The 14,672-nt window shown below is 65.4% G+C and carries 6 protein-coding genes; all 6 read left to right on the top strand.

The window, feature by feature from the left end; genetic code table 11:
- Nucleotides 1-291 precede the first annotated feature (291 nt).
- Nucleotides 292-1,599: a pectate lyase gene (pelA, locus tag OR37_RS10315; RefSeq protein WP_035017209.1), complete on the top strand. Its 1,308-nt coding sequence runs from the start codon at nucleotides 292-294 to the stop codon at nucleotides 1,597-1,599.
- 173 nt (nucleotides 1,600-1,772) lie between these two features.
- Nucleotides 1,773-5,105 carry a TonB-dependent receptor gene (locus OR37_RS10310; protein ID WP_035017207.1) on the top strand — a complete coding sequence of 1,111 codons (3,333 nt, stop codon included), beginning with the start codon at nucleotides 1,773-1,775 and terminating at the stop codon, nucleotides 5,103-5,105.
- 54 nt (nucleotides 5,106-5,159) lie between these two features.
- Entirely contained in the window at nucleotides 5,160-7,844 is a 2,685-nt protein-coding gene (locus OR37_RS10305) for a glycosyl hydrolase (protein ID WP_035017205.1), read from the top strand.
- 165 nt (nucleotides 7,845-8,009) lie between these two features.
- Nucleotides 8,010-10,253, top strand: coding sequence for a hypothetical protein (locus OR37_RS10300; protein ID WP_004619281.1), 2,244 nt, complete (start codon nucleotides 8,010-8,012; stop codon nucleotides 10,251-10,253).
- 251 nt (nucleotides 10,254-10,504) lie between these two features.
- The gene (locus OR37_RS10295; RefSeq protein WP_004619279.1) at nucleotides 10,505-13,201 is read left to right on the top strand and encodes a TonB-dependent receptor; all 2,697 of its coding nucleotides are present in this window, start codon (nucleotides 10,505-10,507) and stop codon (nucleotides 13,199-13,201) included.
- Between the two features lie 79 nt (nucleotides 13,202-13,280).
- Nucleotides 13,281-14,633 (top strand): oligogalacturonate lyase family protein, encoded by a 1,353-nt coding sequence (locus OR37_RS10290; protein ID WP_004619277.1) that lies wholly within the window; start codon nucleotides 13,281-13,283, stop codon nucleotides 14,631-14,633.
- The last annotated feature ends 39 nt before the right edge of the window (nucleotides 14,634-14,672 follow it).

Below are 14,672 nucleotides of genomic sequence, written 5' to 3'. Positions count from 1 at the left end.
CGCCCGTCGGGGGGCTCGCCCGCTCAGCGCTGAATTCATGGAAACGCTGGGTGAAAAGGGGCAGCCGATCCGCATGGATGAAATTTGTTCCATCGGTGGTTGACTTCCGCCGAGCAAGGTATTTCCATGATGTGACTAACTATACCAAAATATGGGATTTACGTGCTGTGAAGCGCGCCCGGCGTCGCGGCGATCGCGGTGAGCCCGGTCAGCGCATCGGCGGTGTCCCAAGAAAAACGGTCAGGTGAGGAAGTGATGCGGAAAGACGGACGGATCGGTACGACCGTAAGGATGATCCTTGGTCGCTCGGGACTGGTCGGCGGCGTTTGCGTCGCCGCCCTGACGGCGTTCGCCCAGTCGACCGTCGTCCACGCCGCCGTGATCGGCAAGAACCAGCCCGCGCAATCGCTCACCCTGGAGCGTCTCTCGGAGCTGCCGCCCGCGCAGCGCGCCGCCTGGGCCGCCTACATCAAGCGTTCGCAAGCCCAGATGGCGACGGACAAGGCGACATTGGCCGCCGAGCTCGCGCCCGGCCAACAGCCGCCTCCGCCGCCGGAGGCGGGCAGCGGCCACATGCCGCTCGACAGGGACCCCGCGTGGTACGCCGGCCCGGACGCCCGCGCGATCGCCGACACGATCCTCAGTTTTCAGACGCCAGCCGGCGGCTGGAGCAAGAACCAGGACCGCACCAAGCCGCCGCGCCTGAAGGGCCAGCGCTACGCCAACAACGCCGAGCACATGGCGTTGGACGACAGTTTCGATGCTCCCAAGGACCGCTTTTGGACCTTTGTCGGCACGCTCGACAACGACGCCACCACGACCGAGATGCGCTTCCTGGCGAAGGTCCAGCAGCAGCTTCCCGGCAAGGACGGCGACGCTTATCGCGCCAGCATCATCAGGGGTGTCAAATACCTGCTGGCGGCCCAGTACCCGAACGGCGGCTGGCCGCAGATCTATCCGATCGAAGGCGGGTTCCACGACGCCGTGACGTTCAACGATAACGCCGTGGCCGAGGCCGCGATGATCCTGGAGGACGTCGCAGAGGCTCGGCCCGAATTCGCCTTCGCGTCGCCGAGCTTGCGCAGGGCCGCCGGCGAGGCGTCCGCTCGCGCCATTCGGCCGATCCTGGATTCCCAGGTCGTGGTCGACGGCAAGAAGACCTTGTGGCCGCAGCAGGTCGACCCGCTGACGCTGAAGCCCAGCTCGGCCCGCGACTACGAGATGCGGTCTTTGGCCAGCGGCGAAAGCACCGACATCCTGCTGTTCCTTATGCGCCAGCCCAAGCCAACGCCAGAAGTAAAAGGCGCGATCCATGCCGGCGTGGCGTGGCTCAAGGCCCATGCGATCTACGACAAGGCCTTCACCAAGGTGAGCGACGAAGAGGGGCGCAAGCTGATCGATAAGCCCGGCGCGGGTCCGATCTGGTCGCGCAATTACGACATTCGCACCGGCCAGCCGATCTTCGGCGACTGGGGCAAGACGATCCATGACGACGTCAACGAGATCTCCAAGGGGCGCCGCAACGGCTATTCCTGGTACTCGGCCGGCCCTCAGAAGGCGCTGGACGCCTATGAGCGCTGGGCGCCCGCCAACCCGTAGGGCGGCTGGCGCCTGAGCGGCGAGGACCAGGACGACATCGACTGGACGCGAAAGGGGGGGTCTTTCCCACGGGGGTGGGGCGGCCGGGAAGATCCATGGGCGTGACCGTGAAAACGCGGCGCGCCTGTCGAGACACGAAAACAAAAGGCCGCGAGGCCGGGGGCAGGGAACAGATGAAACTCGCAATTACCGCGGACGCCGTCGCCGTGAAGCTGACGGTTGGCGCCTCGATCCTAGCGCTGGCCGCCGGGGCCGCGAGCGTGGGCCGCGCCCAGAGCGTCGCGCCCACGACCGCCTCGCCGCCCGCCGGCGAGCAAGTCGAGGAGGTCGTCGTCGTGGGGGCGCGCAAGGCCGAGCAGTCGGCGATCCAGCGCAAGAAGCGCGCGGCCACCAACCAGGACTCGATCGTCGCCGATGACGTCGGCAACTTCCCGGACAAGAACGTCGGCGAAGCCGTCGCCCGCATCGCCGGCGTCGCGCTGGACGTCGCCGACGACGGCCAGCAGGGCGGCTTCACCATCCGGGGCCAGGGCGCGGACCTGGTGCGGGTCGAGGTCGATGGCATGTCGATGCTGTCGACCAGCAGCCAGGACGGCCGCTCGGTGACGAGCCTGGGCGACATGTCTTCGGACCTGATCAAGAGCGTCGACGTGATCAAGGGCCAGACCGCCGACATGACGCCGGGCGGCGTCGGTGGGACCGTGCGCATCGAGCAGCGCGGCGGCCTGGATTTCTCCAAGCCCACGGCCAAGCTGAACGTCCAGTACCAGAACAATTCCCTGGAGAGTAAGTGGACGCCGCGCATCAACGGGTTCGCCACCCGCAAATTCTTCGACGATCGCCTCGGAATCCTGATCAACTTCACCTACGACGATGCGCGCACGGTGACCGACACCGCGCGCGTCTCGGACAAGCAGGCCGGCTATCTGCCGCTCGGCGACCAGGACAACTCGCCGAACAAGAGTTTCTCGACGCCTTACGACCCTCGCGCGGCGGCGGTGACCACCAAGGCCGGCTGCGCCGCCCTTGGGGCGCCGGCGGCCGGACAGCCGGATTCCCGTCTGAACTGCTTCGCGCAGTGGGAGGATTTCGTCCCCTCGCTGGTGCGTTTCAGCCGCGGGGTCCGCGAGGACAAACGCTACTCGGCTCAGTTTCGCGCCGACTTTCGCGTCAATAACGACCTGACGGTCTTCGCGTCGTACAACCCCAACATCAATCGTCAGAATTCCGACGCTTTCAACCTAAGCGTCGCCAGCCCGACCGGCTCGACCAGCGCCGCGGGCGTCCTGACGACCAGCATGCGGAACGTGACGGTCAATGCGAACCACTATGTCACGCAGTACGATCTGATCCGGGGAAACGGCTCGACGACCCTGAACTGGACCTCGCAGGATCGCTATATCGAACGGCGAGACCAGCAGCATTACCTGCAGGCCGGCGCGGACTTCAACAAGGGGGCCTGGACCGTCAAGGCCCGCGCCCAGTACGCCTTGGCCAAGAGCAAGCGCGAGGATGAGGCGTTCAGTTTCGTCGCCTCGATCCCGCAGGCGACCTTCCAGATGGTTCCCGAAAACGGCCTTTGGACGATGTTCGCGCCGTCATCGGTCGATCTGACCAGCGCCGCTGCCTACTATCCGGTCCTGGGCGCCAATGGACTGAGCGCCACTTCGCAACTCGAATATACGCCGCAGGCCGACAAGAGTTCTGAACTGAACTACCAGATCGACGTCACGCGCGATTTCGACCATTTCGGTCCGCTGAAGACCTTCAAGTTCGGTCTGCAGCGCCGCGACCACGACAACAACACCTGGCGGGAAGACAGCTTCGACATCGCGCCTGGCGTGACCCTTTATCGCGCGCGCAGCCTGGACCTGCTGCAGTACTGCGTCCCTTCGGCGGCCCCCGCCAGCGCGCCTTGCGTGTTCGGAACGGCCAACCGGCCTAGCACGACCGTCAAGGACCAGCAGTACCGCACCTACACCCTGACACAGGCTCAGTATCAGTCGCTGATCAACAACAGCCTGCAAGACATTCCTGGCGGCCAGTTCTTCGGCGGGATGCCGGGCCGGGGCAACCTGCTCGACAGCTGGTCGGCCTTCAACTTCCAGACCTTCTTCAACGAGCTGGGTCAGTACGCCGATCTTAGCCGCCACAATCCCAGCTGCCTTTACAGCTGCCTCGCCTCCGACGGTAAGACGTACAAGCGACCGTCCTATTCGACCAACGAGAAGACGACCTCGGCCTATGCCATGGTCGACTTCGAGACGCGCCTGGGCTGGATGCCCGTCACGGGCAACTTCGGCGTGCGTTATCAGCAGGTCGAGGTCAATGGACAGCCCTCGATCGTCATCAACAACCTCACCATCGATCCGGCGATCCTGGCGGCCCTTAACGCCGGCCAGACCGTCGATCCGAACAAGGTGATCAACAGCACCTTCGTTTCGCGCCAGCAGACCAGCATCAGCCGCAAGTCGAACGACTTCCTGCCCAGCTTCAATCTGGCGCTGTGGCCGATCGAGGATCAGTTCGTGGTCCGCTACTCGATCGCCAAGCAGCGCGCGCGGCCCAGCATGTTGCAGCTGACGGGCAACTCGGCGGCGACCTGCAGCAAGATCGACGCCACGACCCGGGCGGCCATCGAGAAGCTGATCGCGCAATATCCCAATCAGTTCAACGACCCGAACGTCGACGATGAGGACGCCGGCGCGACGATCCGCGGCGACGCGGCCAACAACTGCTCTGGCCGCATCGGCAATCCGCAGTTGAAGGGCTACGCCGCGACGACCCAGAACCTGTCGGCGGAGTGGTATCCGAACCGCGACACCCAGCTGAGCGTCGGCTTCTTCGCGATCGACGTGAAGTCGGGCTATCCCGACACCACCACGATCAACGGCTACGAGATCCAAGGCGAGACCTACACGGTCGACACCTACATGGACGGCCCGAGCGGGTTGAAGCAGAAGGGTTTCGAAGTGGCGGGCCGCACGGCGTTCACCTTCCTGCCGTGGCGCTTGAAATACACCGGCGCGGGTTTCAACTACGCGCGCAATAGGTCGAACGAGACCAATACGGTCGTCGACCTGTTCACGGGCAAGGCCTTGCCGCCGACCAAGCAGTCCAACTACACCTATAACCTGAACTTCTGGTACGACGATGGGCGTCTGAACGCGCGCGTGGCCTATCAACGCCGCGACTTCTACTATGATCGCACCGACGCTTCGGCCAGCATCAACCGCGTGCCGACGGCCCTCGGCGGCGCGGCGACGTCGTACTACAAGATGGTCTCGCCGATCTTCAAGACGGGGAACAAGTCGCTGGATGCGCGAGCGTCCTACAAGCTGACCTCGCGGCTCCAGCTGTTCGCCGAGGGCAAGAACCTGCTCGACGACAGCGTGTCTCGCTACACGCCGGAGAAGTACCGCAACATCGGCGGGGGTACGCCCTACATCTACGACACCTATTACCTCGGTCGCCGCTATTACTTCGGCTTGATCGCCCAGTTCTAAGTTCGAAGACAGGCCTGGCCTCGAAGGAGGCTGGGCCTTGGAGTTTAAGACACCATGCCGGCAAACGGAGCCTCACGTCGGGGATTTCTGCTCGGCGCCAGCGCGCTGGGCCTGGTCGCCGCCGTGTCCGCGCACGCGGCTGACCGGGCTGGTCTATCGCGATTGGCGGATAGCTTCGTCCGGCCGCCACCCGAAAGCCGACCCATGGCCCGCTGGTGGTGGTTTGGCGGCGCCGTCGAGGCCGAAGAGATCGTCCGTGAGATCAAGGCGATGAAGGCTGGCGGCTTCAGCGGCTTCGAAATCCAGCCAGTCTATCCGCTGTCGCTGGACGATCCCAAGCTGGGCGTGCGGAACAAGCCCTATCTGTCGAAAGACTTTCTCGACATGGTCACTGTCGCGGCGCGGACGGGCAGGGCGGAGGGCTTGCGCGCGGACATCACGCTCGGGTCCGGCTGGCCCTTTGGCGGGCCCCACATCGATGCCGAACTGGCCGCCGCCCGCATCGTCAAGCTGGACCTGCCCGCGCCCAGCGGCGTCGAGGCCGTGGATCTGCCGGCGCTTGAAACGGGCCAGCGCTATGTGGCCGCTTTCGTGGGAACCTCGCCGGACGACGCCCGGGCCGCCACGATCGACGGCTCGCGGGCCCTGTTCGTCAAGGCCGAGACGACGCGGACCCTCTATCTCGTTCTGCAAACGCGGACCCGCCAGCAAGTCAAGCGAGCGTCGGTCGGCGCCGAGGGCTTCGTGCTTGACCACCTGAACGCCCGCGCCGTCCGCAAGCATCTCGAGGCCGTGGGCGAACCGCTGCTGGCGGCGTTTGGCGATGACCGTCCTTACGCCGTCTTCAGCGACAGCCTGGAGGTCTATGGGGCCAACTGGACGGACGATCTGCTGCCCGAGTTCGAGGCTCGCCGGGGCTACGACCTGACGCCCTATCTGCTGGATCTGTTCCACGACACCGGCCGCTCGGCCGGCGTCCGCCATGACTGGGGGCTGACCCTTTCGGAGCTGATCAGCGAGCGCTACCTGACCCAGGTGAGCGCGTGGGCCAAGTCGCGCCAAACCCTCTTCCGGTCGCAGACCTACGGGACGCCGGCCGTGACCCTGTCCGCCAACCGCCTGGTCGATCTGGCGGAGGGGGAGGGCGCGGAGTGGCGCAAGGCGAGCTCGACCCGTTGGGCCAGCTCGGCCAACCACCTTTACGGCCAGCCGGTGACCTCGGCCGAGAGCTTCACCTGGTTGCACAAGGGCGCCTTTCGAGCGACGCCGCTGGACATCAAGGCCGAGGCCGACGTGCTGATGTTGCAAGGCGTCAACCAGTTCGTTGTTCATGGCTGGCCCTATTCGCCGCCAAAGGTCGCCGAGCCTGGCTGGGCGCTCTATGCCGCCGCGGTGTTCAACGACCATAATCCGTGGTGGCCGGTGATGGCGGATGTGAATCTCTACCTCCAGCGCCTCAGCCACCTGCTGCGCCAGGGCGAGAATGTCGCCGATGTCGCGATCTACGCGCCCACCGAGGACATCATGTCCGGCTTCAAGCCGGGCAAGGGCGTCTCGATCAACGACGCCCTGCGCGAAACGCTTCCGGTCGGCATTGTCGAAGGGCTGATCGACGGCGGCTACAACTTCGACCTGATCGACGGTGACGCCGTCCTGCGGCGGGGGATCCAATACAACGTCCTGCTGCTGCCGCGCATCCAGCGGATCGCGCCCGAAGTTTACGAGCGGATCCGAGCCTTCGCCGAGGCCGGCGGTGTCGTCATCGCCGTTGGCGCGCCGCCGTCCACGGCGCCGGGCCTGAAGGACGCCGAGGCCCGGAGCCGACGCGTCAACGCCCTGTCCAAGGCGGTGTTCGGCGCCAAGCGGGCCGCCATCACCGACGAGGCGGGACTGATCGGCGTGCTCAACCGCTTCCTGCCGCCCGATCTTGGCCAGGCGCCCAAGGGCGTGGGCTATGTCCACCGTCGCCTCGCGGACGGCGATCTTTATTTCGTCGCCAACACCACCAACGCCCCGATCGCCGCGCCGCTGGCCTTCGGCGCGGCGTCCAAGCTTGGTCAGGCCTGGAGCCCGGTCACCGGAACGATCGACGACTTCCGACCGGGCGACGAGATCCGTCTGGCGCCGTTCGAGTCGCGGGTCTTCGTCTTTGGTCGAGACCTTCCCGCGTCGAGCGAGAGTTTTCCCGCCGGCGCGCGTGGCTTTCCCCTGTCGGGCGGATGGCGTTTGCGGGTCGGCGCCAACGCGCGGGAGCTTCCGGTGCGGGCCTTCGGGTCCTGGACCGACGCGCCGTCGCTTCAGCACTTCTCCGGCCGCGGAACTTACACTCGGGAGGTCGAGCTGATGGCGACGGACCTGACCGCGCCGGTGATCATGCTCGACCTGGGGCAGGGCGGTCCCGGCGCCGCGACCGAGCGCGAAGGGCCGGGCTACTACGCCCAATACGACGCGCCGGTCCGTGACGCGGCCGAAGTTTTTGTCAACGGCCAGCGGGCCGGCGCGATCTGGTGCGCGCCATTCTGGCTGGACGTGAAGCCATGGCTGAGGGCTGGACGAAATCGCCTGGAGATCCGCGTCTACAATACCGCGATCAACAGCTTGGCTGGCCGTCCGCCGACTGACTATACGGCCCTGCGGCGGGTCTACGGCGACCGCTTCCAACCGCAGAACATGAGCGCGCTGAAACCCTTGCCGTCGGGCCTGATCTCCGAGCCCGCCCTGAGATTTGGCCTGCCCTAAAGACCGCTCCGATCGAGGCGTCTTCATTCGGCGACGCCTCGATCGCTAGAAATCGTACAGTATGAGATGCGATCCTATAAAATGCGTAATGGGCGCCGGCCCGAAGTGGTAGACGTGGCGTTCAACCGTGGTCCAACCGCGGACAAAGCGTTCTGGGAGTAGATGATGCGAAGCGCGCTTCTGGCCGGCTTGGCCGCCCTTGTTCTGGTCGCGCCAGCTGTGGCCCAGCCCATCGACCGCCACGCGCTCGTCACCCGCCACAATGTCAAGCTGGCCAAGGTCGACCCTTCCGCGCCTCTGATGGTCGGCAACGGCCAGATCGGGTTCACCGCCGACATCACGGGCCTGCAGACCTTTCCGGAAGCCTATTCCAAGCTCGCGCCGCTCCTGACGGAGGCGCAGTGGGCCTGGCACGCTTTTCCGAACCCGAATAACTGGAGCTACGCCGACGTCACGACGCCGATCGACGTGCGCGGGACCAAGCAGCCCTACGCCTATATGAAGGACTGGAGCGAGGCCGAGAGCCGCCCGGCCATGGCCTATCTACGCGAAAACCCCCACCGCTTTTCGCTGGGTCGCGTGGGGTTGGATCTGCGGGATCGGGCTGGCAATCTGGCTAGGTTCGAGGACCTCACCGGGACGGAGCAGACGCTCGATCTCTGGACCGGCGTTCTGACCAGCCGCTTCGTCTATGATGGCCAGACCGTGACGGTTCGCACGCAGGTGCATCCGACACTGGACATGATCGTCGTCGATGTGGAGTCCGCCCTGGTCGAGCAGGGGCGTCTGAAGCTGTCGGTGAAGTTCCCGGGCGTTTCAAGGACGCTGAACCCGGATCCCTCCGACTGGAGCCATCCGGCGCTGCACACGACCAAGGTGACGGCCGAGGGCGCCGCGCGCCTGGACGTGGCGCGTCGGTTGGACGCCACGCGCTATTTCGCCGCTCTGCAAGCCGATCGCGCCGTGGACTTCACGGCGGCCGGGCCGCACGCCTATGTCGTCGGTCCCAAGGCCAGGAGCCGGACGTTGGGCCTCGAGGTCGCCTTCTCGCGCCAGGCCTTGCCGAAGCTGCCGACGGTGAAGGCGGCCGATCAGGCGACGCGATCGCATTGGAGATCCTATTGGACCGAAGGCGCCGCCGTCGACTTCTCGGGGAGCGCGGATCCGCGCGCCGCCGAGCTGGAGCGGCGGGTCGTGCTGTCGCAATATCTGATGGCCCTGAACGGCGCCGGCGAGGTCCCGCCGCAGGAGGAAGGGCTGTTCTCAAACAGCTGGAATGGCAAGTTCCATCTCGAGATGCATGCCTGGCACGCTGGCCATTTCGCGCTTTGGAACAAGCCGGAATATCTCGAGCGTAGCCTGCCCTGGTACATTGGTCATCTGAAGGACGCCAAGGCTCGCGCCGCTAGTCACGGCCTGAAAGGCGCCTGGTGGCCCAAGATGGTCGGACCTGACGGCGTTGACAGTCCTAGCAAGGTCTCGCCCTTCATCATGTGGCAGCAACCGCATCCGATCTGGATGTCGGAGCTGATCTGGCGTGACAAGCCGACCAAGGCGACCTTGGCCAAGTACGGCCAACTGGTCTCCGAAACCGCCGACCTGCTGGCCAGCTTCCCGCATCGCGACGACAAGGGCCGCTTCGTGATCGGTCCGCCGATCATTCCGGTGCAGGAAAACCACGATCCGCTGACGACCTTCAATCCCGCGTTCGAGTTGGAATACTACCGATGGGGCCTGGAGACGGCGCAGCGATGGCGCCTGCGCGCCGGCCTGGCGCGCAAGCCCGAATGGGACGCGGTGATCAAGGGTCTCGCCCCGTTGGCGACCAAGGATGGACTATACCTGCCCGCGGAGTCCGCGCCCGACTTCTGGACCGTCGCCAAGAGCCAGCCGTGTTCCAGGCGCGCCGTTGGCGCCCAGTGCATGAACCGCGACCACCCCTCGTTCCTGATGGCTTATGGCCTGATCCCCGGCAAGGCGGATCCGGAGACCATGCGGCGCACGTTGCGGGCGGTGGAGAGCGACTGGGACCTGCGCCAGACCTGGGGCTGGGACTATCCGATGGCGGCGATGACCGCCGCCCGGTTGAACGAGCCCGAGAAGGCCGTCGACTGGCTGTTCTATGACGCCAAGAACAACAAGTTCGGCGTGTCGGGCATGACGCCCCGCGTGCATCTGGACGAACACGCCCAGGCCTTCGTGCCCAAGGCCGGGGAGGGGGGCGAGGTCGGTCCTGACGGCCCTGGCTACACGCGAGCCGCCGAGACCTATTTCCCGTCGAACGGCTCGCTGCTGGCGGCCGTCGCGATGATGGCGGGGGGATGGGACGGCTCGAAGGGGCCCGCGCCGGGCTTCCCGAAGAACGGCAAGTGGACCGTTCGCGCTGAAGGCTTTAAGCGGCTTCCCTAGAGCGCGGTTGAGCGGTGCGGTCGCTCACACTTAAACCTAACGCGCTCTTGGCGCGGCCGCGGCGCGTCCGTCGCCCGAGCCACCGCTCCCTCTCGGCATGTCAATTTCCCGGACATCCTGGCCAAATGGCAAAACGGGGGGTTGCGTTTCTTCGCGATAGTGAGCAATATATGGATAAATATCCCACAATATGAAAAATTGTGGGCAATGAAGACACCGGTGTCAAAGCGCCGTTTGGGAAGAAACACAGGATGATGTCGAGCACCTTCAAGGCGCGTCTGCTGGTCTCTTGCGCGGCCATGACCATTGCTGGCTTTGCCAGCGCTGGCAAAGCTTCCGCCCAGACCGCCGCTCCCCCAGCCTCGGGCCAGACCCAGGTCGAGGAAGTCATCGTCACCGGCTACCGTTCTAGCCTCGGCAAGGCTCTGGGCGCCAAGCGCGCCAGCATCGGCGCGATCGACGCGATCCTGGCCGAGGACATCGCCGCCTTTCCCGACCAGAACCTGGCCGAAGCCATCCAGCGCCTGCCGGGCGTGACCATCGATCGCGTCGGCGGCGAAGGTCGCCAGATCTCGGTGCGCGGCCTGAACGCCGACTTCACCCGCGTGCGCATCAACGGCGTGGAAGCCATCGCCACGGGCGGCGGCAATCGCAGCCGCGGCTTCGACTTCAACGTCTTCGCCTCGGAACTCTTCAACAGCATCACGGTGCGCAAGACCCAGTCAGCCGACATCGCCGAGGGATCGCTGGGCGCGACGGTCGACCTGCAGAGCGGTCGCCCCTTCGACTACACCGGCTTCAAGGCCGCCGCGTCGGCCCAAGGCAGCCTGAACAGCATCACCGACCGCGTCCTGCCGCGGGCGGCCGGCCTGCTCAGCTGGTCCAACCCGGACAAGACCTTCGGCGTGCTGGCCTCGGTGGCCTATTCCAAGCGCCAGCCGGTGGCCGAGGGCTTCAATACGACGCGCTGGCAAGGCGCCGACGCCAGCGACAACTTCGCCGGTTGCTCGAAGTGCGCGACGCCCGCTGAGCTTGCGAAGGTTCAGAACGCCTTCTACCCGCGCATCCCGCGCTACACCGCCTCCAAGATCGACTCCGAACGCCTGGGCGTCACCTTCTCCACCCAGTGGCGGCCGAGTTCAAAGGCGGAACTGTCGCTGGACGTCCTGTATTCGGACCTCAACCAGTTCACCGAAAGCCCGAACCTGGAGGCCATCTCGTTCAGTCGCTCGAACGCGGCGGGCGTCGGCGCGACCATCGTCCGCGACTACGCGATCAACGACCGCAACACCTTCACCTATGGGGTGTTCGACAAGGTCGACGTCCGCTCGGAGAACGGCACGCAGCGCGATCACACCACCTTCAGCCAGGTCACCCTGGCCGGAAAGTACGCGTTCAGCGACCGGCTGCGCGGCCAGGCCCGCATCGGCGTGGCCAATTCCGACTACCGCATGCCCGAGCAGATCTCGTTCCAGCTCGATCGCAACGACGTCAACGGCTACATCTATGATGGTCGCCAGAACGACCGCACGCCGATCATCACCTACGGCTTCGACGTCACCAATCCGGCGCTGTTCACCCTGACCGAAATGCGTTCGGCGGTGCAGACCTCGCTGAACATCACCCGCACCGCCGGCGGCGATCTGGAGTTCGACGTCGACCAGCACCTGAAGCTGCGCGGCGGGCTCGACGCCCAGCAATATGTGGTCAAGTATCGGGGCGCCAATCGCAACCAGGTCCTGACCGGCGCGAACCAAGTGGTCGGCGTGGGCGCTTTCTCCAAGATCGTCGAGTTCGGCCGCGACTTTCCGTTCCCGGGCGGCGATCGCAAGTACGTGGTCGCCGACATCGGCAAGGCCTTGGCCTACACCAACCTGCTGAGCTACCCGCTGGTCGTCCTGCAGGGCGACACGCGCGATGTCGAGGAAAAGGACCTTTCGGGCTTCGGTCAGGCCGTGGTCGACGCCACGATCTTCGGCGGCATGCCGCTGCGTTCGGACTTCGGCTTCCGCGTGGCCCACACCAAGGTCACTTCGCGGGGCTTCATCGGCAGCGGCGTCTATCTGACGGCCAACAATGATTATACCGACGTCCTTCCGTCGATGAACATCACCCTGGAGCCGCGCGACAACTTCATCCTGCGCGGCGGCGTCGCCAAGGTCATGGCCCGTCCGACCCTGGGCAGCCTCACGCCTGGAGGCTCGGTCGGCGCCTCGACGCGCACGGTGAACTTCGGCAATCCGGACCTGGAGCCGTTCCGCGCGACCAATTTCGACCTGTCGGCGGAATGGTATTTCGCCCCGGAATCGCTGCTCGGCGTGGCGGTCTTCTACAAGAAGATCGATAGCTTCATCGCCAACCAGACCACCCGCGCCGTCTACAGTTCGCTGGGCCTGCCGGCGAGCCTGCTCAGCACCAGCGCGGGCGTCTCGGTCAACGACATCTTCGACGTCACCAACCCGTACAACGGTGAAGGCGGCTGGCTGAAGGGCGTCGAGGTCCAGTACCAGCAGCCATTCAAATTTCTGCCGGACTACCTGCGCGGCTTCGGCTTCATCGGCAACTTCACCTACGTCGACTCAAGCGTGAACTACGGCACGAAGGCCGCGCCGAATTACAACAAGCTGACCGGCCAGTCGAAGACCACGGCGAACGCCACGCTGTACTTCGAGCGCGGCAAGTTCAGCGCCCGCACCTCGCTGGCGCGTCGGTCCGGTTTCCTCACCCAGTTCCCCGGCTCGAACGGAAATAGCGAGCACGGCACGCACGGCAGCACCTACTACGACTTCTCGTCGAGCTATAAGCTGCGGCCGAACCTCGTCGTGACGCTTGAAGGCATCAACCTCGGCGACAAGTTCACCGACGCCTATGTCGACACCGCCGACCGCGTCAGCGACTACCGCCACACCGGGCGGGAGATTCTGCTGGGCGTGCGCTGGACCTACTGACGTTTCAAGAGCCTCCTCCCTGGGGCCTGGCGTCGGCCTTCCCTCCCGCCAGGCCCCATTTTTTTGGAGAGTTAAAGTCGTGATCGCTCGCAGAACCGTTCTGGGCCTGGCCGCCGCGGGCCTGGCGGCGCCGGCCCTGGCGCGGGAAACGTCGCCGAGTCCGCTCGCGCCCGCGCCCAAGGACTGGATCGATCCCAAGACGGGTCACCGCATCGTGCGGCTGTCGGAAGAGGGGGGCAGCAAGAACCTCTATTTCCACCAGCACGGCTACACGCCGCGGGGAGACAAGCTGGCGATCACGACGCCGTCGGGCATCGCGCTCGTGGATCTCAGGACCTTCAAGTTGACGCCGCTGCCCAACACAAAGGGCGCGGACCTGCTCTTTTTTCCACGCGCGTCGCGGCGACTGTACTACTCGGTCACGGCGCCTGGCGAAGGTCAGCCGGCCGATCGCCCCAAGACCATCCACGCCCTCGATATCGACAGCGGCGAAGCCAAGGTCGTGGCGAAGCTGGCCCAGGGCGGGATCACGTCGATCAACGCCGACGAGACGCTGTTGCTGGGCGTCGTGACCTATGGCGGCAAGCCGTTGCAGCCCAAGACCGCCGACGATCTCAAGCGCTTCGGCCAGGCGGAGTACGCCGCGCTGGGGCCCGACGGAAAGCCGCTGTCGTTCGCCAAGGCCAAGGGCGTGCGGATGACCGAGCGCTTCGAGACGCCGACGCCCATGGAGATCTTCACGGTCGATCTCAAGACCGGCGAGCGCAAGGTCGTCCACGCCTCCGAAAAGTGGCTGGGTCACGCTCAGTTCTCGCCGACCGACCCGACCCTGGTGATGTTCTGCCACGAGGGGCCCTGGCACCGCGTCGACCGCATCTGGACGATCCGCGCCGACGGGTCGGCCCTCGCCAAGATCCATACCCGCACCATGAACTTCGAGATCGCCGGACACGAGTTCTTCTCGGCCGACGGCAAATGGATCTGGTACGATCTGCAGACCCCGCGCGGCCAGGTGTTCTGGATCGCCGGCCACGAACTGGTGACGGGCAGGAAGCTCTATCGCCGGGTCGAGCAGAACGAGTGGTCGGTTCACTACAACGTGGCGCCCGACGGCAAGCTGTTCGCCGGCGACGGCGGCGACGCCGACATGGTCGCCCACGCGCCCGACGGCAAATGGATCTACGCCTTCCGGCCCGAGACCATCCGCGACGCGGCGACCCAGTTCTACACCGATGACCTGATCACCGTGGACAAGATGGCTAGCGAGCGGCTGGTGGACATGTCGGCTCACGACTACCGTCTTGAGCCGAACCTGACCTTCACCCCCGACCAGAAGTGGATCGTCTTCACCTCGAACATGCATGGGGCCAATCATGTGTACGCCGTCGAGGTCGCCAAGGCCGGCGCGCAAAGCCGCTCGAACGCGCTCTAAATATCTGAATTTATAGACTGTTTATCCGCTTCAAATGAT

Source organism: Caulobacter vibrioides OR37, from assembly GCF_000372645.1.
GTDB lineage: Bacteria > Pseudomonadota > Alphaproteobacteria > Caulobacterales > Caulobacteraceae > Caulobacter > Caulobacter vibrioides_E.
Note: the sequence above shows the minus strand (reverse complement) of the source record. Positions and strands in the feature narration are given on the sequence as shown.